At 60.0% G+C, this 20,707-nt stretch carries 17 protein-coding genes; 12 read left to right on the top strand and 5 right to left on the bottom strand.

The window, feature by feature from the left end:
* Positions 1–5: 5 nt before the first annotated feature.
* Complete coding sequence (locus tag HU739_RS02700; protein ID WP_186546510.1) at positions 6–1,112, top strand: alkene reductase; 1,107 nt, start codon at positions 6–8, stop codon at positions 1,110–1,112.
* Positions 1,113–1,239: 127 nt separating this feature from the next.
* On the opposite strand, the gene HU739_RS02695 is transcribed toward HU739_RS02700, so the two are convergent.
* Complete coding sequence (locus tag HU739_RS02695; RefSeq protein ID WP_186546512.1) at positions 1,240–1,794, bottom strand: OsmC family protein; 555 nt, start codon at positions 1,792–1,794, stop codon at positions 1,240–1,242.
* Positions 1,795–1,974: 180 nt separating this feature from the next.
* Positions 1,975–2,550: a TetR/AcrR family transcriptional regulator gene (locus HU739_RS02690; RefSeq protein ID WP_186546514.1), complete on the bottom strand. Its 576-nt coding sequence runs from the start codon at positions 2,548–2,550 to the stop codon at positions 1,975–1,977.
* Positions 2,551–2,899: 349 nt separating this feature from the next.
* Here HU739_RS02690 and HU739_RS02685 point away from each other — a divergent pair, with 349 nt between their 5' ends.
* On the top strand, positions 2,900–3,868 hold the full coding sequence (locus tag HU739_RS02685) for an EamA family transporter (RefSeq protein WP_186546516.1): 969 nt from the start codon (positions 2,900–2,902) through the stop codon (positions 3,866–3,868).
* A 9-nt stretch (positions 3,869–3,877) separates the two neighbouring features.
* Here the strand turns inward: HU739_RS02685 and HU739_RS02680 are convergent, their stop codons facing one another.
* Entirely contained in the window at positions 3,878–4,852 is a 975-nt protein-coding gene (locus HU739_RS02680; RefSeq protein WP_186546518.1) for a LysR family transcriptional regulator, read from the bottom strand.
* Positions 4,853–5,347: 495 nt separating this feature from the next.
* On the opposite strand from HU739_RS02680, the gene HU739_RS02675 reads away from it, so the two are divergent.
* From HU739_RS02675 to HU739_RS02655, 5 genes are all read left to right on the top strand, one after another.
* Positions 5,348–5,998: a response regulator transcription factor gene (locus HU739_RS02675; RefSeq protein ID WP_186546519.1), complete on the top strand. Its 651-nt coding sequence runs from the start codon at positions 5,348–5,350 to the stop codon at positions 5,996–5,998.
* A 316-nt stretch (positions 5,999–6,314) separates the two neighbouring features.
* Entirely contained in the window at positions 6,315–7,775 is a 1,461-nt protein-coding gene (locus HU739_RS02670; protein WP_186546521.1) for a sensor histidine kinase, read from the top strand.
* 40 nt (positions 7,776–7,815) lie between these two features.
* Positions 7,816–8,508, top strand: coding sequence for an AraC family transcriptional regulator (locus HU739_RS02665; protein ID WP_323790885.1), 693 nt, complete (start codon positions 7,816–7,818; stop codon positions 8,506–8,508).
* A gap of 151 nt (positions 8,509–8,659) precedes the next feature.
* Positions 8,660–9,181: a hypothetical protein gene (locus HU739_RS02660; protein WP_186546524.1), complete on the top strand. Its 522-nt coding sequence runs from the start codon at positions 8,660–8,662 to the stop codon at positions 9,179–9,181.
* Between the two features lie 25 nt (positions 9,182–9,206).
* The gene (locus tag HU739_RS02655; protein ID WP_186546526.1) at positions 9,207–9,581 is read left to right on the top strand and encodes a response regulator transcription factor; all 375 of its coding nucleotides are present in this window, start codon (positions 9,207–9,209) and stop codon (positions 9,579–9,581) included.
* A gap of 118 nt (positions 9,582–9,699) precedes the next feature.
* On the opposite strand, the gene HU739_RS02650 is transcribed toward HU739_RS02655, so the two are convergent.
* Positions 9,700–10,668, bottom strand: coding sequence for an MBL fold metallo-hydrolase (locus tag HU739_RS02650; protein ID WP_186546528.1), 969 nt, complete (start codon positions 10,666–10,668; stop codon positions 9,700–9,702).
* Positions 10,669–11,056: 388 nt separating this feature from the next.
* Here HU739_RS02650 and HU739_RS02645 point away from each other — a divergent pair, with 388 nt between their 5' ends.
* From HU739_RS02645 to HU739_RS02625, 5 genes are all read left to right on the top strand, one after another.
* Positions 11,057–11,446, top strand: coding sequence for a hypothetical protein (locus HU739_RS02645; RefSeq protein WP_186546530.1), 390 nt, complete (start codon positions 11,057–11,059; stop codon positions 11,444–11,446).
* Between the two features lie 179 nt (positions 11,447–11,625).
* Complete coding sequence (locus tag HU739_RS02640; RefSeq protein WP_186546532.1) at positions 11,626–12,645, top strand: GlxA family transcriptional regulator; 1,020 nt, start codon at positions 11,626–11,628, stop codon at positions 12,643–12,645.
* A gap of 145 nt (positions 12,646–12,790) precedes the next feature.
* Complete coding sequence (locus HU739_RS02635; protein WP_186546533.1) at positions 12,791–13,165, top strand: response regulator transcription factor; 375 nt, start codon at positions 12,791–12,793, stop codon at positions 13,163–13,165.
* A 229-nt stretch (positions 13,166–13,394) separates the two neighbouring features.
* Positions 13,395–14,597 carry an NAD(P)/FAD-dependent oxidoreductase gene (locus HU739_RS02630; protein WP_186546535.1) on the top strand — a complete coding sequence of 401 codons (1,203 nt, stop codon included), beginning with the start codon at positions 13,395–13,397 and terminating at the stop codon, positions 14,595–14,597.
* A 19-nt stretch (positions 14,598–14,616) separates the two neighbouring features.
* On the top strand, positions 14,617–14,862 hold the full coding sequence (locus HU739_RS02625; protein ID WP_186546700.1) for a transmembrane sensor/regulator PpyR: 246 nt from the start codon (positions 14,617–14,619) through the stop codon (positions 14,860–14,862).
* A 101-nt stretch (positions 14,863–14,963) separates the two neighbouring features.
* Here HU739_RS02625 and HU739_RS02620 read toward each other — a convergent pair whose 3' ends face one another.
* Positions 14,964–20,447, bottom strand: a complete 5,484-nt coding sequence (locus HU739_RS02620) for a trifunctional serine/threonine-protein kinase/ATP-binding protein/sensor histidine kinase (RefSeq protein WP_186546701.1) — start codon at positions 20,445–20,447, stop codon at positions 14,964–14,966.
* Positions 20,448–20,707: the final 260 nt, after the last annotated feature.

The raw sequence follows: 20,707 nt of genomic DNA, 5'->3' as shown, positions 1-20,707 counted from the left end.
TAACCATGAACAAGCTGTTTACCCCTTACGATCTGTCCGGCATCAAGTTGAAAAATCGTGTGGTCATGGCGCCCATGACACGCACCCGCACACTGACCAACGTCGCAAACGAGTTCACCGCCGAGTACTACGCACAACGGGCTTCCGCTGGCCTTCTGATCACCGAAGGCTTGCCGGTTTCCGATGAGGCCCGTGGCTACCTTTACACCCCTGGCATTTACACTGATGAACACCTCAATGGCTGGCGTCAGGTCACCGACGCGGTGCATGCCAAAGGCGGAAAGATCTTCGCGCAGTTGTGGCACGTTGGCCGTATGTCACACGTGTCGGTGCATGGTTTGGTGCCGGTTTCTTCCGGCACGCAACCGGCTGTCGACACTACCGTTTACGCGTGGGTTTCGCCGAACGAGGCCGGCCCCGTGCAACCCAGCGTCCCTCGAGCATTGCGCACGGAAGAGATCAAACGCGTTATCGCTGACTTCGTGAAGTCCGCACGCATGGCGATGGATGCCGGATTTGACGGTATCGAGATCATGGCGGCCAACGGTTTTCTGTTTGATCAGTTCCTCAGCAGCGCTTTGAACACTCGCACCGATCAGTACGGAGGCTCTATCGCCAATCGCCAGCGTTTTCTGCTTGAAACCCTTGACGCCATCGCCGATGAAATCGGTGGCGCCCGGATCGGCGTGCGGTTCTCGCCATTTGGCCGCCTCTATGACTTTGGCGTGTATGAGGGCGAAGCAGAAACCTGGATGAGCATGGCGGCGGCGCTCAACGAGCGTGAACTGGCCTATGTTCACCTCAACTACCAACCGACCCTTCTCGCCGCTCAGACCCCACCCGGTTTTGGCGCGGCTTTGCGTGCAGCCTACAAAGGTACCCTGATGGCCGCCGGCGGTTTTACCCAGGCCCTCGCTGAAGCGGAACTGGCCAAGGGCGAACTTGACCTGATCGCCTTCGGCACGGCCTATATCGCCAACCCTGATCTGGTCGAGCGTATGCAGAACGGCTGGCCGTTGGCAGCAAGCGATCGCGCGACCTATTACGGCGTGGGTGACCGTATCGCCGAGGGCTACACCGACTATCCGGCATTCCTCGCGACCAACACCTGACGGCCCGGTAGCTCAGTTAAAAAAAACGCCCTGTTCGATAGGCATTTCAATACCGATCGAACAGGGCGTTTCGCGTTTCCAGCGGATCAATGACGACTGATGCACGCAGAATTTGCAAACAGGCCAATCAGCTTTCACGCACCTCCAGGGTCGGCACCATACGGACTGCCCGGGAGAAGTTGGCGTAATTGACCGACGTTTTGAGCACGGCGCTGTGCAGTTCTTCAACGCGCGCGCGAGGGGCGTCGGTGTGTAAGCGAATCGCCACGCTCACTTCGTCGTAACCCGGATTGACGTTCTCGTCGATGCCCAGAAAGCCGCGCAGATCGAGAGTGCCGTTGGTCTCGATTTCCAGGCTGTGAATCGTAATCCCCATCATCGCGGCATTGGCGGCGTAACCGACGGACATGCATGCATTAAGCGCAGCCATCAGCAGTTCTTGAGGGTTTGGCGCAGAGTTCTCGCCCAGCAATTCATTTGGCTCATCGGCGGCAATTTCAAAATCACGCGAGTACGTTTCACCGGCCAGGCTGTACCGATTGACTTTCGCCACTGTGCGAGTCTGACCTTGCCACTCGGTCCTGACATTAAAACTGGCGTGGCGCTTGGTCGAATCCTCGGCAATACCTTGCGCGAACTGCTGGAGCGCGGCGACGTCGATACCGTTCAGGTTGTTGTTCACTTGCGGGTTCCTCTTAGGATGGACCGGACGCTTCCGGAAAGAGAAACAACTCTACCAAGTAGTAGGTAGCTGTTCAACGAATAAGTTTTCCTTTCAATCAAGAGGTTTCTGACGCAAAAAAAAACGCCTCGTCAATACGAGGCGTTCAATGAAGTAGAGTGCGTTGTAGCGTGGCAAGTCCTAGTGACGCTGGGGCACCACACGCAGTCCATCCAGAAGGAGATCGAACCCGGACGACTGCGCATAAGCATCGCTCAGCGCCCAGGAAACGAAGCTGTTCCCTTCCAGCGTATTGAGAATCAGCCGGGCGATAAGTAACGCGCTGTGTTCGGCCTTGAGTTCGCCGAGGGATTGACCTAAGGCGATATTGGCCTGCAGCCACTCGAGGTGAATCTGGAAAAAGTCTCGGGTCAGTGCCTGCAGACTGTCGGGTAATGCCAGCAACTCGGCGGCCAAGGCTCCGCACAACGGCAGCATGCCGCTGGTGCTGCTCTGGGCGAACATGTGCGCAAACGCCTTCAGACGTTCAATCACGCCGGCATTGTCGGCATTGATCTGCTCCAGTTGATTTCTGAAACGGAACAAATAGCTCTCGACGATGGCAATTGCCATGCCTTCCTTGGTAGGAAAGTGGTGATGAATACTCGCCTTCTTGATGCCGATTTCCGTCGCGAGGTCAGCATAGCTGAACGCTGCATAACCTTTGGTACGCAGCAGGATTTCCGCGCTGGAGAGAAGGTCGGAACGTGTACTCATGAAACAGCATCCAGAGGTTGGCAGGCCGCAATCATAAAGGAGTCATACCGCAGAAGACAGCCTACGCCCGACGGCTCCGCTCTCGCGCACTCGGTTTGCTGCCCCAGAAAGTCAACGTTTGCGTGTGCATACGCCATCCGGTCAATTTTGGCTTCCCGGAGGCAGTCATACGATCTCTAGCTTTAAACCCAGGTATGAATAACTGCCCCTGAAGCCCAGCTAACGCATGCGCCTCTGCGAGCGCTCTTGCCCGATGTAACCGTATACGGTACAAAACGACCTAGTTGTACGATGACATAATAAAAATTCCTGCGCCGCCAGAACGGCGTAGCACTGTTCGAGACCTGCCATGTCCAGCCCTGCCCCTGCTCACACCCTAGCGCCGCCCTTCCCCCGCCATCTCGCCGTGATCATTCTGTTGTGCATGGGCTGTGCGTTCGCCGGCAACCATGTGGCGGCCCGGGTCGCTTTCGATGATGGCGCCGGCGTGTTGCTGGCGATTCTGATGCGCTCTGGCGGAACGTTGCTGGTGCTCGCCGGCCTGGTGCTGTGGCAAAGACAAAGTCTGCGTCTGCCTGCCGGAGCCTGGCGCTGGCAGCTACTGCTGGGCCTGTTGATTACCGCGCAGAGCCTGTGCCTGTACTCGGCCGTCGCACGGGTCCCCGTGGCGCTGGCGCTGCTGGTTGCCAATGTGTTTCCTATCCTGCTGGCATTGCTGACCTGGGCGCTGGGTGGACCGCGGCCGACCGCACGCACCGCCATGTTGATGGGGCTGATTCTGGTCGGGCTGGTGTTTGTGCTCGATGTCCCCGGGCGCCTTGCGACCACAACCCACGTCGGCCCGCAGTGGTGGCTGGGCGTCGCACTTGCCTTCTGCGCCGCCAGCGTGTTCGCTTGCGCGCTGTGGATCACCGATCACAAGTTGTCTCAGGTGCGCGGCTCGGCGCGCAGTCTGCTGACGATTTTTATCGTCTTCACCAGCGTCAATCTGGCGGGACTGACCGGCGCCCTCCCCGGCGGACTGAACCTGCCTGCCACCTCAACCGGATGGCTGGCCCTCGCCACGCTGGTGGTGCTGTACGGCACCGGTTTTATCGTGCTGTTCATTTCAGTGCCGCGACTGGACATGCCCCGCAACGCACCGGTCATGAACATCGAGCCGCTGGCGACGTTGGTGATGGGCTGGATCGTGCTGGATCAAATGCTTGGCACGGTGCAGATTCTCGGCGGGCTGATTGTGGTTACCGGGATAGTTTTGCTGACGTATCGCAAATCGGCGATCAAGGCTGATGATCTCGCTCAGCAACGAAAAAACTAGTCCGGCAACCTACCGCGCTGCCCACAACGATTGAGTGCCGTGCAGTGCCGGTGACGATTTCGGCACCACCTGTAGCTCGATCGGCGGACCGAGAAACGCCTGACAACGCGAACGCAACCAGCGCTGGCCGGCATCGTTGTGTGCCGTCCCGCGCCAGGCCATGGACAGGTTCTGCGTCGGCAGCGGCAAGGGGACGGCCTCGGCCCGGATGCCCTGGGCCAACGCCATCGCTCTGGCAACATAGTCGGGAACGATGGCGAGCATTTCGCTCTGCGCCAAGAGCCTCGGCAGCGCGCTGAACTGCGGTACCGCCAACACCACTTTGCGCCGCCGCCCCAACAGACTTAACGCCTGATCGGTATCGTCAGCGGCATTGCCCATCGGGGACACAACGATATGCGGACGTGTACAGAACTCCTCCAACGTTACCGAGCCGGCGCAATTATCGGCACGCAAAAGCATCGGCCGGACGACACGCAGACTCTTGCGCCGCGCACTCGCCGGCAGGTCGAGCATATGACTGATGCCGAGGGAAATTTCCCCATTGAACAGGCGTTGCGACATTTGCTGCTGATCGACGCGCAGCACCACCAGTGAGATGTTCGGCGCCTCTTCCCGCAGGTGCCGGAGCAAGCGCGGCAACAACGCGTATTCGACATCATCAGACAGCCCCACCTGAAACGTCGCCTCGCTGGCGCCCGGTTCAAATGATTGGCAACGGCTCACTGCCGCGGCAATGCCGTCCAGCGCCGGGGTCAGATTGATGAATATTTCCTCCGCCCGCGCCGTCGGCTCCATGACTCTGCCGGCACGAATGAACAACGGATCATCGAACAACTGGCGCAAGCGTCCCAGCGCGGCGCTGATCGCCGGTTGGCCAAGGAACAGCTTTTCGCCGACGCGGCCAACATGACGCTCGTGCATCATCGTTTCAAATACCACCAGCAGATGAATGTCGACGCGACGCAGATCATTTCTGTTCATGGACTTCACCACCCGGCACGCAGCCTTTGAGTTCAACAGACAGCAGCACCTAGATTACGGCCCCGGTTGCCAAGCGTCTTTGGTACATCGGGACAGGGCGATCATGCGTTAGGTGAAGGCTTCTATACGTGAGTATGAAGTCGAAAAAAACGCGTGTGGACCCGCTAGCGAACTCGTTCATGCGTTGTATCGGCATGCGTCAATGGCGGTTTTTCCGGGTTTTTTGTCCTAGCCGATGACCTCGTCGGGCAACTAGGATGCTGAACCGATTATTGGCTCCCGAACGAACAACACCCATCCGCCCGCATGATTGCACCCCGACGATCGCTTGCTCTGCCCTGCCCGTTCGCTGGCGGTCGACAGGGCGCGCGCCAGCGCCTTTGGTCAGGCGCCAACTGGCCCGTTGCGGGATCAGCGCTAGAATCGAGCTGGCGATTTTTGCTGTCGATTCGGTATTGCCAGGCCCGGTCAGTCAAAACCTTGGGAACAACAGCAATGAACAATCATCCCGTGCATAACAGCAATCCAGGCGAGCCCGTGGTTTTCATTGTCGACGACGATGCCGGGCTGCGCGAATCCCTTGGCAGCCTGTTGCGCTCGATCGGCCTGCGGGTCGAGCTCTTCGCTTCAGTCGCTGAATTCATGAATCACCCGCGCCCCGATACCGTCAGTTGCCTGGTGCTCGATGTGCGCCTGCAAGGCAGCAGTGGCCTGGATTTCCAGAGTGAGCTGGCGGCCGCCGGCATCAATGTACCGATTGTGTTCATCACCGGACATGGCGATATAGCCATGACGGTGCGCGCGATGAAGGCCGGTGCCGTGGACTTTCTGACCAAACCGTTTCGCGAGCAAGATCTGATCGACGCCGTGTGCGCCGCGCATACCCGGGACAAGCAACGGCGCGAGTCCGGGCGACATGCCGAGGAGCTACGTGCGCGCCATGCCACGTTGACGCCCCGCGAGCAGACGGTCATGGCGCTGGCGGCTTCGGGCTTGATGAACAAGCAGATCGCCGGGGAGATCGGCCTCAGTGAGATCACGGTGAAAATCCACCGCGGCCAGGCCATGCGCAAGATGGGCGCGCGCTCCTTTGCCGATCTGGTGCGCATGGCGGAGGCCATCGCCGCGCAGTCGGCCAATCGCTGACCGCGCCGGCCCGGGCGGTGTGGCGAGGTCGCACCGCCCGCGGCTAATACCTGGGTATAGCCCCGTTATACCTAGTCATACGCGCGTTGACCCAATGTAGCGGTGCCCGACTTCAAGGCGTTGCCCTACCATCATTACCCATAACAAAAGCGGCCCAGGTGGGGCTTATGCATCATTACGCAAGTGGCAATACAGCCGCCTCCCGAGAGCAGCGCTACACATTTACTTCTGCGTCATTCTGCCCGTCACCCAAGTTTGCCCGGCATCCGCCACAGGTTGCGCGATGCCGTCCGATAGCAAAAAACCGGAATAACAAATGTCTATCTTCAAACGTCGCGCACAGTTTTTTTGTTCAGACGCCGTTGCCTGGCTGGCGGCCATTGCCGTGGGCAGCATGATTTTCACCACCAACTCATACCTCGACCTCGATGTCGCGCCGACGCTGTTCTACATCACCCTGGTCTTCATGTCGGCGAATTTCTTTCCGGTGCCGTTGTTTATCGCTGTGGCCGTAGGGTGCGTCATCATTCTGACCGCCAGTTTCATTGCTGACGCAGGCTACCGCGACCACCGCTTGATCGCCGCTTTTGTCCGGTGCCTGATCGCCCTGACCACCATTAGTCTGCTGGCGCTGCGCAGCAAACGGGCCACTGAAACGCTACGCCGCAAAGAGGCATTTTTCATGGGTGCACAGAAGCTCAGTCATACCGGCAGCGTGGTTTTCACCGTCGGCGCCGAGCGCAAATTCAACGTGTCGTGGTCGGACGAATCGTCTCGCATCTTCGAATACCCGCCCCTGCTTACGCCCACGCTTGCGTTGATCAAGGCCAGGACTCACCCCGATGACCTGGCGCTCATCGACGGTGTCCTGCGGCAGGCGGCGGAACACCGGGAGCTGATCGAGCTCGAGCATCGACTGGTGATGCCCGACGGCCGGATCAAGCACGTACAAATGATTGCCAGTCCGTTGATCAAACAGGGTGGCCGTAGCGAATACGTCGGCGCCTTGATGGATGTCACGGCCGCCAGGCAAGCCGAAGAAGCGCTGTTCCATTCCCAGGCAACCCTGGCCCATGTCACACGGTTGAGTTCCATGGGCGAGTTGGCCGCCTCGATCGCTCATGAAATCAATCAGCCGCTGGCCGCCGTGATCACCAGCGGCGAGTCGTGCAAACGCTGGATCAACCGGCCCGAGCCTAACCTGGAAGAAGCGCGGCGCTCGCTGGACCGGGTCATCCAGAACTCTGCGCGCGTGTCCGACGTGATCACTTGCATCCGCGCCTTGTCGCGGCACAGCGAAGTACAACGCAATGTCGAACGCTTCGACGACATCGTCAAAGACTCGTTGACGCTCATGCAGCATGACATCGCCCTGCACGAGGTGCGCCCACACGCACAACTCGAAGCACCCGGCGCATTGATAAAAGGCGATCGGGTACAGCTGCAACAAGTGATCATCAATCTGATCATCAATGCCTGCCAGGCCATGGCCAATGTGCACGACCGACCGCGTATGTTGCGCATCAGCACCTCGCTGCAACACAACGAAACCGTGCTCGAAATTGCCGACTCCGGCAGCGGCATCGCCGAAGATATTCTTCCTTCGTTGTTCGACCCCTTCTTCACCACCAAACCCAAGGGCCTGGGCATGGGCTTGTCGATCTGTCGTTCAATCATCGAGTTCCACGGTGGGCGTATCTGGGTGGAGAGCACCGAAGGGGTCGGCACGCAGTTTCGCTTCGCGATACCCACGCATGGCCTGCGACACGAGCAATGAATATTTCTACTTCGCCAGGCGAATACGAGGGCTTCGAGCTGTGACTACCTCATACAACCCATCACAGGCAGTACCGGGCAAACCGCGCAGCGTCATTTTTGTCGCCTATGCGCAGATGGGCCTGCTTGACCTGACCGGCGCCCAGACCGTTTTCTGGGCCGCAACCCGCAGCCTGGCTGACCTCGGCCTGCCCGGTTACACCTTGCATACCGCCAGCCTGCAAGGGGGGCCGGTACGCACCGCGGAAGGTCTGGTGGTGCAAACGGTGCGCCTGGATGATCTGGCGCGGGGGCCGATGCATACGCTGATCGTTCCTGGCTCGCCGCACATTCGCCAGGCATTGGTCGACAGTTCGCCGCTGGTGGAATGGCTGCGCAAGGCTTCTTCTCTCGCCAGTCGCACCACCTCCGTCTGCAGCGGTGCGTTTTTCCTTGCCCGGGCCGGTTTGCTGGACGGCCTGCGCGCAGCGACTCACTGGGCCATGGCAGATCAGTTCGAGCGCCTGTTCCCGCGCGTCGAGCTGGATCGCGAAGCCATCTTCGTCGAGCAGGACCCGCTATGGACTTCGGCTGGCGTCAGCGCGGGAATCGATCTGTCCCTGGCCTTGGTCGAGGCGGACAACGGCCGCGAGGTGGCCATGCAGGTGGCGCGGCGCATGGTGGTGTACTACCGACGCCCGGACAATCAGGAGCAATGGAGCCCGTTGTTGCAATCGCAGTATGGGACACAATAACTGCGCGCCCATACTCGGGTATGACGGGCCTGACCCCATGTGCTACCCCACCGTCTTCAGGTACGAATGTCATCGACGGTGCCTCGACTTAAGCTGGTCATCTCTTACGAAGCCACGTATCGCGCCTGCGCGCCAGCCTGAGACGGTTGCCATGAACGCTACTCAAACGCTCTATAAAGTCAGTCATCCGTTACGCATCAGCCGCTACGGTGCGCATACCTCCTTATCCACTGTCGAGCGCATTGAGGCCATTGATGCGCTCATGCAAATGCTCGGTACGACGCTGAGCATCCAGGCGCAGCTCGATTACCTGGAGCAAACACTTCGCAACGTCAGTTTCCTGCCAATACGGCAGCTGTTTCGCCGGCTGGCCCGCACCACGGCTGACTACGCGGGGTTCCTCGCCACCGGCATCGCTGACTTGGGCGGCTACGCTGAACCCGCAAGCCTCTACCGCCTCAACGATGTCGCACAGAGCCTGGGGTTTGCCGATTGCCTGATTGGCATTCATGACGGCATGCGTCGGCTACGGACAGCCGATGCCGTTTTACGTGAATATCAAGAAAGTGCGGACGCCAACAAAGACTCTGCCAGTAAACGGTTCTTTGAAGAGTGCTTGCGGCGCAATGCGCAACTGCTCTGGCAGATCAACAATAACTTGCCCCATGAATAATCAGGGTAAAAACGCCAGGTTTCCCATGTTTGATTCGGCCATTATTTCTGTCGTTGATGACGACGAGCTTATTCTTGTATCACTGAAAAGCTTATTGCGTTCTTGTGGTTATACGGTGGAAACCTATAACAGCGCGCTGGCGTTTTTGCGGTCCGATGATCCGCAGAACAGCGATTTCCTGGTATCGGATATTCAAATGCCCGGCATGTGCGGAGTGGAGTTATACGAGGCACTGGCGGCCAGGAATATCCATATCCCTACGCTGTTCATCACGGGCAAACCCGGGCTGCCACCACAGTTCAGTGTCAAGGTCAGAAAGCCGGAAGGGTATTTTTCCAAACCGTTCGATACCCAGGCACTTCTGACGTGTATCGAACGAGCGTTGCAGCGTCGGCGCTGACCGCGCAGACCCGTTCTTTGCCCGACAGCTGCGACACACTGCATGCATTTGACTTGCCTTGAGCAACGATCAAAATTTTGCAGTGTGCCGCAGCCGCTACAGCATGTGCAGGGGCAAATCAGTAATCCCAGAACGCCGCGATCCAGCGGAACGCCTCGCCATCGACGGCCACGCGGCCCACCGAGGGGAACGGCAGGTGGGTGGCGACAAACCATTCGCCGCTGGCGGCCGCCTCGCGCATCAGGCGCATGCGGACACGGACCGATTCCTCAGGATCATGCTCAAAGCCGTTGTGCCAGTCGGGATGTTCGAAGGCCACTGGAAACAGCGCATCGCCGGCGAAGGTCAAACGCTCGCCACCAGAGTTCACGTAGACCACACTATGCCCGGGTGTATGGCCACCGGTGAGTTTCACCACCACGCCCGGTGCCACCTGATACTCGTCGTCAAATGTGCGCACCTTGCTGCGGTAGGTATCGATGAACTGCCTGGCGGTGGCGCGCAATACGTCAGGCACGGGCGATGGCATGACTGTCTGGGTGAAATCCGGCGTCTCCCAAAACGCCACTTCAGTGGCTGAAACGTGAATGCGCACGTCTGCACGCAGGCGGTTTTTTACTTCATCGACGAGCAATCCGCCGACATGATCCATGTGCATGTGAGTGACCACCACGTCCGTCACCGATCCAAGATCAATGCCGGCCGCTTCCAGGCGCTTGGGCAATTGCCCGGCCCGGGGAAAGCCTGGGAACTGCCCGCCCAGACCGGCGTCGACGAGGATGATCTGCTCGCCACTGCGCACCACCAGGACATTCAGGGCCCAGTCGAATGCGTCGGGGCCCAGGTACATATCCTTGAACCAGGCGGCGCGGGCCGCCGGGTCGGCGTTGGTGGACATGGTCGACGTGGGCAGCGGCAGCACGCCGTCGCTGATCACCACCACGTCGATGTCGCCCACCCGCAGTGCATAGCGTGAAGGCACCAGTTCCTGCACACCGCCGAAGGTAGATGCCGTTGGCTGGCGAGACGCGGCCTGTTGCTCACTGCCTTGCTGATAGGCAACGGAATGGTTCAGATACGTTGACATGGTCGCACTCCTTTGTACTGATACGGAAAACCATCGGGCCAATGCCTGTCTGGAGAGAGCGTTTATCAACGCTCCTTGCCGAAGAGTGTGCGCCGCGACCACACCAGCAAAAATCATACGCGGGTATAAGAATAAAGCCTGTTTAGTGGATTGAACCGATATCGAGGCGGCGGCGAACCATACCAATGTATAAGTGCCACCCCCTGCACTCACCGCAGTGAGGAACCTGGCCGCTACATCAGACCGTTACTGTGACTTTATACTTGAGCATAGGTCCTTAACACCTATGAACGCCCTGCCCACCCCATTGCATAAGCGCCTGAAGTTGTCAGCACTATAAAATTGCAAGTGCTGTTGAACATCACCATTTCACAGGATGGGTAAATCAATGAAACTTGCAAACTTACTGTTCAGTTGCGCCTTAATGACCGCCATCGGTGCTCAGCCATCGTTCACCTACGCCGCCGAAGTGCGCAGCGGCGGTCGCGCAGAAGGCGACCGAGACGCGTCGGCGCCATTGCTTCAAAACACGCTTCACAAGGCCCGAGAACAGAGCATCGCCGCCGACGGGTCTGATCGAACCCCGCAGAACCGGGTCGCCGAAGGGGGTGCCGATCGCCTGCACGAACGCCAACTGGCCGCCGACGGTGCGGATCATCTCAAGCAGAACCGGATTGCTGAAGGGGGCTCGGATCGCTTGCTGGAAAGACGTGTAGCGGACAACGGCAACAGCACTGCCTATCGGGCCGTGCCTGGTTTCTGCATGGCCTGTCGTTGAAGGCCCGCCCTCTCCCTGACGCTCGCTGCGTATTTGCATCGTCAGGATGAGGGCGCTCTTACCGCCGCGGCTGCGGCTGGCGCACAGGGAACTTATGACTTATAACCGTCAATCCGGCAAACCCACGCACCCGTGCCCTTGTTCGCCAGCCGTGACGACAACAGAGCCCTGACGCCGCCATGAATTCGATGCTGCCCGACACTCCCTCGCTCAACGCTCTGCGCACGCAACCGCGCACCTTGTTGTTTCTGGCGTATCCGCGAATGGGTCTGCTGGACCTGACCGGTGCACAGACTGTGTTCTGGTCTGCCTCCAAAGCCCTGGCGCTGCGCGGTCTGCCGGGATACAGCATGCACACGGCCAGTGTGCAGGGCGGATTGATCGCCACCGCCGAAGGCCTGTCGGTCCAGACCACCTCATTGAGCCAGCTCAACGATGTGAGCATTGATACGTTGCTCGTGCCCGGCGCGCCGGATATTCGTCAGGCGTTGATAGACAATCGCGCGCTGGTTGGCTGGTTGCGTCAGGCAGCGCCCAAGGCCAAGCGCGTCGCCTCGGTTTGCAGCGGTACGTTTCTGCTGGCTGAGGCCGGCTTGCTCAACGGTTTGCGGGCGACCACACACTGGGCAATGTGCGACACGCTCAAGAGCGGTTTCCCGACGGTCAATGTCGACCTCGACGCGATCTTCATCCAGCAAGGCACGCTGTGGACATCGGCAGGCGTGACCACCGGCATCGACATGGCACTGGCGCTGGTCGAAGCCGATTGCGGCCGCGACATTGCCCTGGAAGTTGCGCGTGAGCTGGTGGTATTTCTCAAACGGCCCGGCGGTCAGGCGCAATTCAGCCAGTTGCTGCAATCGCAGACCGACGACCGTGGCGGCTTCGACGACTTGCACCTGTGGCTGAGCGACAACCTCGGCGACAGCCGCCTGACAGTCGAAGCGATGGCCCGCCAGGCGCAAATGAGCACCCGCAACTTCGCCCGCGTCTACAAGCACAAGGTCGGTCGGACACCCGCGAAAGCCCTGGAACTGTTTCGCCTTGAAGCGGCGCGACGCTTGCTCGAAGACTCGCAGCGCAACATCGATCAGATCGCGCAGCTGTGCGGCTTCGGGGATGAAGACCGCATGCGCTATGCCTTCCAGCGTCACCTCTCGATCACGCCGCGCGAATACCGCAGTCGATTCTCACGCTGACGACTTGCCGCCCGCCACGGGTAATTGGTTAAAGCTCAAACGAATTTCTATACACACGTATAAGTACGCCGCCCGCGTGAGCGGCGTATCTTGCCGACATGGCGGGCGTCCTTGCTGGGCTACCCGCAAGAGCCCAGGGAAAGAAATGGCCCACACTGCTGTTGTTTCGGTTGTCGATGACGACGAGTCCGTGCGCCTGGCACTAGACAGTCTGCTGCGGTCCAACGGCTACACCGTGCAACTGTTCGCCACAGCCGAAGCGTTTCTGGCGTGCCCCGCCGCGCACAACACCCGCTGCCTGATCTCGGACATCCAGATGCCGGGTCTGTCCGGGATAGAAATGCATGACCTGCTCTGCGCTCAAGGAGCGCGCATTCCGATCATATTCATTACCGGCTACCAAGGATCTCCTCCCCAGGTCAGCGCGCAATCAACTGCACCGGTGGCCTACTTTCCCAAGCCCTTCCCCTGCGGCGAACTGCTGAAGTGCATCGACGCCATCGTCAACCGGCCCGACTGACTCGCGCCAAGGGTTGCGCCTATACCCACGTATACCCGCCTCACACTTAGGCATGTCGCCGCTGACCCTATGTAGAAGTGTCGCTCGCGTCCTTCCCCGATAGCATCATCTGCAGCGAATCGAACCGCCATGGTTGATTGCAGCCAGGACATCACACGGGGCCGCACGACGGTCCGGCGCGAACCGACAGCCCCCATAAACGATTCATTTTTTGTTCAGGAGTCATCCGATGAAACAGCACATTCTGGTTATTGGCGCAGGGTTTGGTGGCGTCTGGAGCGCCCTGGGCGCCGCCCGTCTGTTGGACCAGCATGACCGTAACGACGTGCAGATCAGCGTCCTCGCCCCCCAGGCAGAACTGCGCATCCGTCCGCGTTTCTACGAGCCGGATGTGCACACCATGACGGCGCCGCTGGGTGATCTGTTCGAGGCAGTCGGGGTGAAATTCGTCAAAGGCGTTGCGGACAGCATCGACACCGAGAACAAGCGCGTCACCTACAGCGACACCTTCGGTTCGCAGGGTACGCTGAATTACGACCGTCTGGTGCTGGCTGCCGGCAGCCGCGTTATCCGGCCAGCGCTGGAAGGCGTGATCGAACACGCTTTCGATGTCGATCAGATTGAAGAAGCCGCGCGACTGGAAGCCCATATCAAGTCGTTGAAGAATGTGCCACCGAGTGCAGCGCGCAACACCGTCGTGGTCGCCGGCGGCGGGTTTACCGGGATCGAAACCGCGACTGAAATGCCGGCCCGCTTGCGCGCTGCATTGGGCGCCGACGCCGATATTCGGGTGATCGTGGTGGATCGCGCACCGCAGATCGCTGCATCCCTGGGCGATGGCATCCGCCCTGCTATTGTCGAAGCGTCGAAAGCACTGGGCGTGGAATGGATCGTCAACGCATCGGTCGCGTCGGTCGATGCCGGTGGCGTGACCCTCGCCGATGGTCAGCGCATCGAGGCCAGCACAGTGATCTGGACCGTCGGTTTCCGTGCCAGCCCGCTCACTGAACAAGTGGCCGGAACGCGCGACCTGCAAGGCCGGCTGCATGTTGACGGCAACCTGAGAGTGCGGGGACATGACCATGTCTTCGCAGCGGGCGATACCGCCTACGCCGCGACCGACACCCTCGGCAATTACGCGGCGATGTCCTGTCAGCACGCGATCAGCCTGGGCCGTTATGCCGGCAACAACGTCGCGGCCGACTTGCTGGGTGTCGAACCGATGACCTACAGCCAACCCAAGTACGTGACCTGCCTTGACTTGGGGGCATGGGGCGCTGTGTACACCGAGGGTTGGGATCGCCAGTTGAAACTGATCGGGCCAGAAGCGAAGGAGCTCAAGACCCAGATCAATACGGTGTGGATCTACCCGCCCGCCGCTGATCGCGCTGCCGCGCTGGCTGCCGCCGACCCATCGATTCCCGTGGCATGAGCCGTTGGCAATGATCGACGTGTACGGCTTTTTCGACAATGCGCAGCGGGTGTTGAAGCTGTCGCATGTGTTGTTGATCGGCGGGCTGGTCATGCTGATCGTCGGGATTGTCTTCGCCTATTGGCTCGACGCGCATCTGCGCCTTGCGCAATTGGTGGGCGCGCATGCACTGACGATCCTCGGGCCGACGGCAATCAAAATCGGCTACGTCATGCGCTTGTTGAGCTGTAATCGGCTGCGCCTGGCAACCGGCTCCGCTGCCTGATCCGAAAGTTTCGTCCCTGACCGGTACAGCGCTCTCCTTGTTGTGCCGGCACTTCCCAGACGCCCGCCATTGATGTTTTTGGCGGGCGTTTTTTTTGCCTGTCAGAGTGGCTCTTCAGCGGGCAGCACGAACTGCACCACGGCGCCGCAAGGCCGGTTAGCGCAAGCCCAGAGCTGGCCGCCATGCACCTCGATGGTCGAACGGCAAATCGCCAGGCCCATGCCCAGCCCACTGGGTTTGGTGGTGTAGAACGGCGTAAACAGGTGCTCGCTGGACTGTGAGCCGAAACCCGGTCCGGAGTCGCTGACACTCACCCACACCTGCCCCGCCTCGTCGCGTTGCGTGCAGATGAGTAACTCGCGAGGGCCGCCCACCGTAGCGCTCATGGCTTCCAGTGCGTTCATTATGAGGTTGAGCACGACTTGCTGCAGTTCGACCCGGTCGCCATTGACCGCCGGCAGTTCGGCTAACATGTCGACGCGGATCGCGACCGCGGCCTTTTCGGCCTGACCGCGAATGATTTCGATGACTTCACCAATCACTTCATTGAGGTTCACCGACTCCCTGGGCTGTGGCGCCTTGCGAATGAGTCCGCGGATGCGCGCCAGCACTTCGCTGCCTCGATTGGCATCTTTGACGATGCGCTCCAGACACAGGCGTACCTCCTCGACATTCGCCGGCTGCGCCGTCAACCAGCGCACGGCCGCCTGTGCACTGGCCAACGTCGAGGCCAGCGGCTGGCTGACTTCATGGGCGATCGACGCGGCGAGCTGACCCATTGTGGCTACGCGACAGGCATGCGCCAGTTCTGCCTGAATCTCGCGATAACGCTGCTCGCTGTCGTGGTGTTGTGCTTCAGCCTGCTTGCGCTCGGTCAGGTCGAGGACGAACGCCACGCCTTTTAGTTGATCGCTTTCAAGCAAAGCAAGGCCGACAAGCACCGGCAAGCGACTGCCATCCTTACGCAAATATTGCTTTTCGAACGGCGCCGCGCGGCCCGTGGCAAACGCTTGCGCGAGCGCGCGCTCACTGACAGGCAAAAATTCCGGCGGGGTCATATCCCGCCAGCGCACCCGACCGCACAGCAAATCCTCGCGCTCGTAGCCAACCATGCGCAGAAACGCATCATTGGCTTCCACCACCTCACCCTGAGCCGACCAGAACAGAATACCGATGATATCGGCGTCGACGAGCCGACGGATCTTGGCCTCACGCAGCTGGACATCGCGGTACAGACGCGCGTTGACCAACGAAATCGCAGCCTGGGAAGCGACCAGCTTGAGCGCGGCGATTCGCGAGGTGCTGAACACCCGCGTGCTCAGGTTGTTTTCCAGGTACAGCGCCCCCATCAACTGCGCCTGATGCAGCAACGGCAGGCACAGCACCGACCGTGCGCGATGTTCGCGAACGTAAGGGTCGTCGGCGAACGGCGGTTCGCTCAAAGCATCATCGAGGAACAGGTTTTCCCGGGTCCGCAGCACATGAAAGAGGATTGACTGAGGCACCATGGCGGCGCTGACCGGCCCCTTGCGCAGGGACACTTGTGTAGTGTCATCATGGACCATTGCCTCGGCCGTGATACGTTGCTCGCCTGCCTCCAGCAGAATCAGTAAACCGCGCTCCGCGCCGGCCTGTTCGAGCGCGGTGCGCATGACCATTTCGATCAATTTCTCCAGCACGATTTCACTGGACGCCGCTTGCGATACCTTCAGCACCGTGGCCAGATCAAGACGTTCGACGGGTGTGGCAATCGTACTGGTAGGACCGGGCAACGTTTTTTCCGCACGCAGAAACGCATGGCTGGCCTCCAACTGCTCAACCTTGCCGTCGGCGCCCCAGCGCTGATAGGCATAACGAGCGTCTTGCAGGTACATCCGGGCGATCCTGGTCAGGCCACGCTCCGTATAAAAGCGTGACGCCAGTTCGTTGGCCAACGCTTCGATGTGCACAAAACCGCTGGCCTGCGCCAGATGGATGGCCTGTTCATAATGCTGTTCGGCCTCCAGCGCGCGCCCTTCGAGGCGAGCCATTTCTCCCTCCAGGAGTGTGGCGTGGCTGGCGTAGTTCTGCTCGCACAGATCGGCCCATGTTCGCAGTTGCCGATAATGAGCCGCCACCCGTTCAAGTTCGGCTCTCGGCTCGCCGGCAGGCGCGCTGTTGCACTGAGCGGCCAGGGTCAGGGCGCTGTAGAACGCGTATTCAGCCTCTTCCATAAACAGGTGCGAGGCATGCAACAGTTGCTGCGCGGCTTGCCCTGCCCGCGCCGCGGCTTCGTAGTCGCCAGCAAGATAACGCGCCTGCAACGTGCGAATCGAGCGCCAGCAGGCCGAGACCAGCGACGTCGCGGTGCGGCGATGCCGTTTGCTGGGCGCCGTCGATCGTCCAGGTTCCAGGCTGCCGAAAAGTCGCGTCTGGCCACGCAGCATCTGAATAAACGCCAACTGCGTTTCGATGAAGTCGACACCTACGGCGAAGCCGATTTTGCGGGCGTAAACCAAGGCCTTTTCGGCCTCTGCCTGCACATCGGCCAAGGGCTCGCCAGTGGCCAGCATATTGGATACCAGACTGTTGCCGGCAAAGGCGCCTACCGGTAGATCACCGGTCCGGGTGGCAACCTCGAACACCTGACGTAGCGGCTCAACACAGGTACGCACCGGCTGCATCCAGCGCTGGGCAAACAACAGGAAAGCCAGTTGAGTGCGCGCCTGATAGCGCTCGAGTCCGCGCCGCTCCACCAGTCGACAACCCAGCTCGGCAAATGCCTGCCCGGCCGGATAGTCGGCAAAACGTCGACCGGCAATTCGTGACACGTTGGCATAGGCCACACACGACGCATCACTATTACCGAACTCGATGCTCAGGTTGATCGCCCTGCACATCGCCAACCCCGGCAGGTTGCCGTCCATATGCAACGCCGCCACGATCAGTTTGGTCAAGGCTTCCAGCGCCGCCAGGGCAATGGCGTCCTGCATGGGTGGCAGGTCGATCAAAGATTCGATGCTGCGGCTACCCAGTTGTCGGCTTATTCGCAGGAATTCGTCGCGCACCTCCTCGTCCGAGGGATGGGGCGACCATTCGATGCCCAGATGGCGCAGAAACGCCAGACACACCGTCACCGCGTTCTGGCTCTGATCCATAATCAGGTAGAGATCGACTTGCAGGCATGCCACCTGTGTTCGTTCCTCCACTGTCACGACGCGTTCGCACAGACGCTGCAGACGGGCTTCGGCGGCCAGCAGTTGCCGGGTCAGGAATTCGCACCAGGCCCGACCAAACTCAAGGGCGAAGATCAGCCCCCGATGCCGGCCCCAACAGGTTTCGTCGAGCAGATCAGCACCCTGGGTAAAGTACCTGAGCGCCGAGGCATACGCCGTCGAGGCTCTGGCGCGCTGGCCCGCCAGCAGGTTCAATTGCGCCAGTTGCTCGCGCTCCGACTGGCGAGCCATCAGCGGCGCACCGCGATTGAGCTGCCCGACAATCTCGAAAATCGTGTCGATGCATTCATCCTTTGGCGCCTGATCAAGGAGTAAACGGCCGATCCGCAAATGCTTTTGCGCTCGCGCGTCCGGCGCGATCAACAGATAAGCCGCCTCCTGGATACGGTCGTGGGCAAAACCGTAGGAGTGATCCTGGCGCGTGATCAATTCGTCACGGATAGCGGGCCAAAGTACCAGGTGAACCTGCGGCGCAGGCATCGCAAGCACGCACGACAAGGTGTCGACGTCCGCAGCGTCGCCCAGACATGCCAATTGCTGCAACGCTTGCTGCGTGCGCAGTGGCAGTTGCACCAACTTGCCCACCATCAGGTCGACAATGTTGTCGGTGTAGCCTTGAGCGTGAATAAGATCGGCATCCCAGCGCCAGCGTCTGCTCTCCTGGTCGAACGTGAGCAGACTTTCATCAACGAGGGTCTTGAGAAAGCGGATGACGAAAAACGGATTGCCGGCGGTTCTGTCCAGAATCAGCTGTGCAAGTGCCGAGACATACGCCCGGTCCGCTTGCATCGCATCGACGAGCAACGTCTCGACGTGTGCAATGGCCAGCGGTGCCAGACAAATTTCATGCACTGTGCCGCCCGCGGATTTGATCGACTGCAGCCTGGATATCAAGGGGTGCGAGGCGTCGACTTCATTGCTGCGATAGGCACCGATCAGCAAAAGATGATTCATCTTCGAACGAATCAACATTTCCTCGAGCAGATTGAGCGTTGCGGCATCCAGCCACTGCAGATCGTCGAGAAACAGTGCCAGCGGATGTTCCGCTCGGGCAAACACACCGATAAATCTGCTGAACACTTTCAGAAACCGTCGTTGCGCCAGGGCGGGCTCCAGATCGGCCAGCGCCGGGGGCTCACCAATGATCAATTTCAACTCCGGAATCAGGTCCGACATCAGCCGCGCATCGGCACCGAGCGCCGCCCGCAAAGCATCGCGCCAACCCACCATTTGCGCATCGCTCTTGCTCAGCAAGGTGCGCACCAGGCTCTGGAAGGCTTGTACCAATGTTGCGTAAGGCACGTCGCGTTTGTACTGATCGAACTTGCCGCTGGCAAACAGCCCCCTTGCCGGCACCAGCGCGCGATGCAATTCGTTGACCACAGAGGATTTGCCGATCCCTGAATATCCGCAGACCAACGCCAGTTCGGGCCGTCCATTGCCGGCCATGCGTGCGAACGCATTGACGAGACTCTCGACCTCTGACTCGCGTCCGTAGAGTTTCTCGGGAATCAACAAACGGCCGAATGTGCCTCGTTCATCCAGGGGAAATGCTTCGATGTGCTGTTGCCGTTGCCAGTGCGTCAAGCAGCGGCGCAGATCCTGTTCGACCCCCATCGCGGACTGGTAACGTTCTTCCGCGGTCTTGGCCAGCAACTTCATCACGATCTGCGAAAGCACTTGCGGCACGGTGGCGACCCGCGCGCTCGGCGACAGGGGTGTCCGGGCGATATGGCAATGCACCCATTCCATGGGATCAGCGGCGCTGAACGGCAGGGATCCGGTGAGCATTTGGTAGAGCGTGACCCCAAAGGCATAGAGGTCACTGCGCGAATCGACCGAGCGATTCATCCGCCCCGTCTGCTCCGGCGCCATGTACGCCAGAGTCCCGGCCAGGGTTTCAGGCGATTGCGCGACCTGCCGTTCGCGTGGCAAGCGCGAGGCCAGGCCGAAGCCGGTCAGACGCGCGTGGCCATCGACGCAATCGACGAGAATATGCGCAGGTTTGATGTCTTTGTGGATCAGGCCGCAGCCGTGCATCCTGGCCAGCGCCTCGGCAATGCTGATCGAGGCGCGCAGAAACGTCTCGACATCCATCGGGGCGCTGAGCAATTCGGCGAGCAACACGCCGCCGGGATCTTCGAACACCAGATGCACCCGGCCATTGTCGTGCAGCAATTCCACAGGACGGATCGCCCATTGACTATCGAGTTCATCTTTCAATGAATACTCATGAGCCAGACGGTCCAGGCTTGAGCGACCAGGCTGTTCTGCCGCGGTTGACGCCACGAGAACCGCAACAGAACCATTCCCCGCCGCACGTCTGCCACGGCAGAGTACCCGCTCGGCGTCGTCCCATAGAATCTGCATGCCTTCGTTCATAGCGTTCGCAGCCATTGGTAAACGTTTGATCATCAGGCCCCGACAAGTGCCTGCCACTCGCCGACATTGCTAAACGTAGTCGAGAGAAACACAAAGAAGAAAATCGACTGAGAATCCTTGCAGTAAAACCGATGCGCGGCAATCAACCATAGGTGTTAGCGCAGGCACGCAATGCAAAGCGTAGAGGCATTTTGATCAGTGAGCCGTTATCGCATGGAGTCGTGGCAATCTATGGAACGTGGGACATG

Origin of the sequence: Pseudomonas hamedanensis (assembly GCF_014268595.2) — a bacterium.
GTDB classification, from domain to species: Bacteria; Pseudomonadota; Gammaproteobacteria; order Pseudomonadales; family Pseudomonadaceae; genus Aquipseudomonas; species Aquipseudomonas hamedanensis.
The sequence above is the reverse complement of the archived record's forward strand: the minus strand, read 5'-3'. Positions and strand labels throughout refer to the sequence as shown.

Coding starts and splice junctions, on each gene's coding strand:
- HU739_RS02690 (WP_186546514.1), bottom strand. CDS start 2,550: ATGAGTACACGTTCCGACCTTCTCTCCAGCGCGGAAATCCTGCTGCGT.
- HU739_RS02635 (WP_186546533.1), top strand. CDS start 12,791: ATGGCCCACACTGCTGTTGTTTCGGTTGTCGATGACGACGAGTCCGTG.
- HU739_RS02700 (WP_186546510.1), top strand. CDS start 6: ATGAACAAGCTGTTTACCCCTTACGATCTGTCCGGCATCAAGTTGAAA.
- HU739_RS02660 (WP_186546524.1), top strand. CDS start 8,660: ATGAACGCTACTCAAACGCTCTATAAAGTCAGTCATCCGTTACGCATC.
- HU739_RS02675 (WP_186546519.1), top strand. CDS start 5,348: ATGAACAATCATCCCGTGCATAACAGCAATCCAGGCGAGCCCGTGGTT.
- HU739_RS02630 (WP_186546535.1), top strand. CDS start 13,395: ATGAAACAGCACATTCTGGTTATTGGCGCAGGGTTTGGTGGCGTCTGG.
- HU739_RS02650 (WP_186546528.1), bottom strand. CDS start 10,668: ATGTCAACGTATCTGAACCATTCCGTTGCCTATCAGCAAGGCAGTGAG.
- HU739_RS02620 (WP_186546701.1), bottom strand. CDS start 20,447: ATGCAGATTCTATGGGACGACGCCGAGCGGGTACTCTGCCGTGGCAGA.
- HU739_RS02680 (WP_186546518.1), bottom strand. CDS start 4,852: ATGAACAGAAATGATCTGCGTCGCGTCGACATTCATCTGCTGGTGGTA.
- HU739_RS02645 (WP_186546530.1), top strand. CDS start 11,057: ATGAAACTTGCAAACTTACTGTTCAGTTGCGCCTTAATGACCGCCATC.
- HU739_RS02655 (WP_186546526.1), top strand. CDS start 9,207: ATGTTTGATTCGGCCATTATTTCTGTCGTTGATGACGACGAGCTTATT.
- HU739_RS02685 (WP_186546516.1), top strand. CDS start 2,900: ATGTCCAGCCCTGCCCCTGCTCACACCCTAGCGCCGCCCTTCCCCCGC.
- HU739_RS02670 (WP_186546521.1), top strand. CDS start 6,315: ATGTCTATCTTCAAACGTCGCGCACAGTTTTTTTGTTCAGACGCCGTT.
- HU739_RS02640 (WP_186546532.1), top strand. CDS start 11,626: ATGAATTCGATGCTGCCCGACACTCCCTCGCTCAACGCTCTGCGCACG.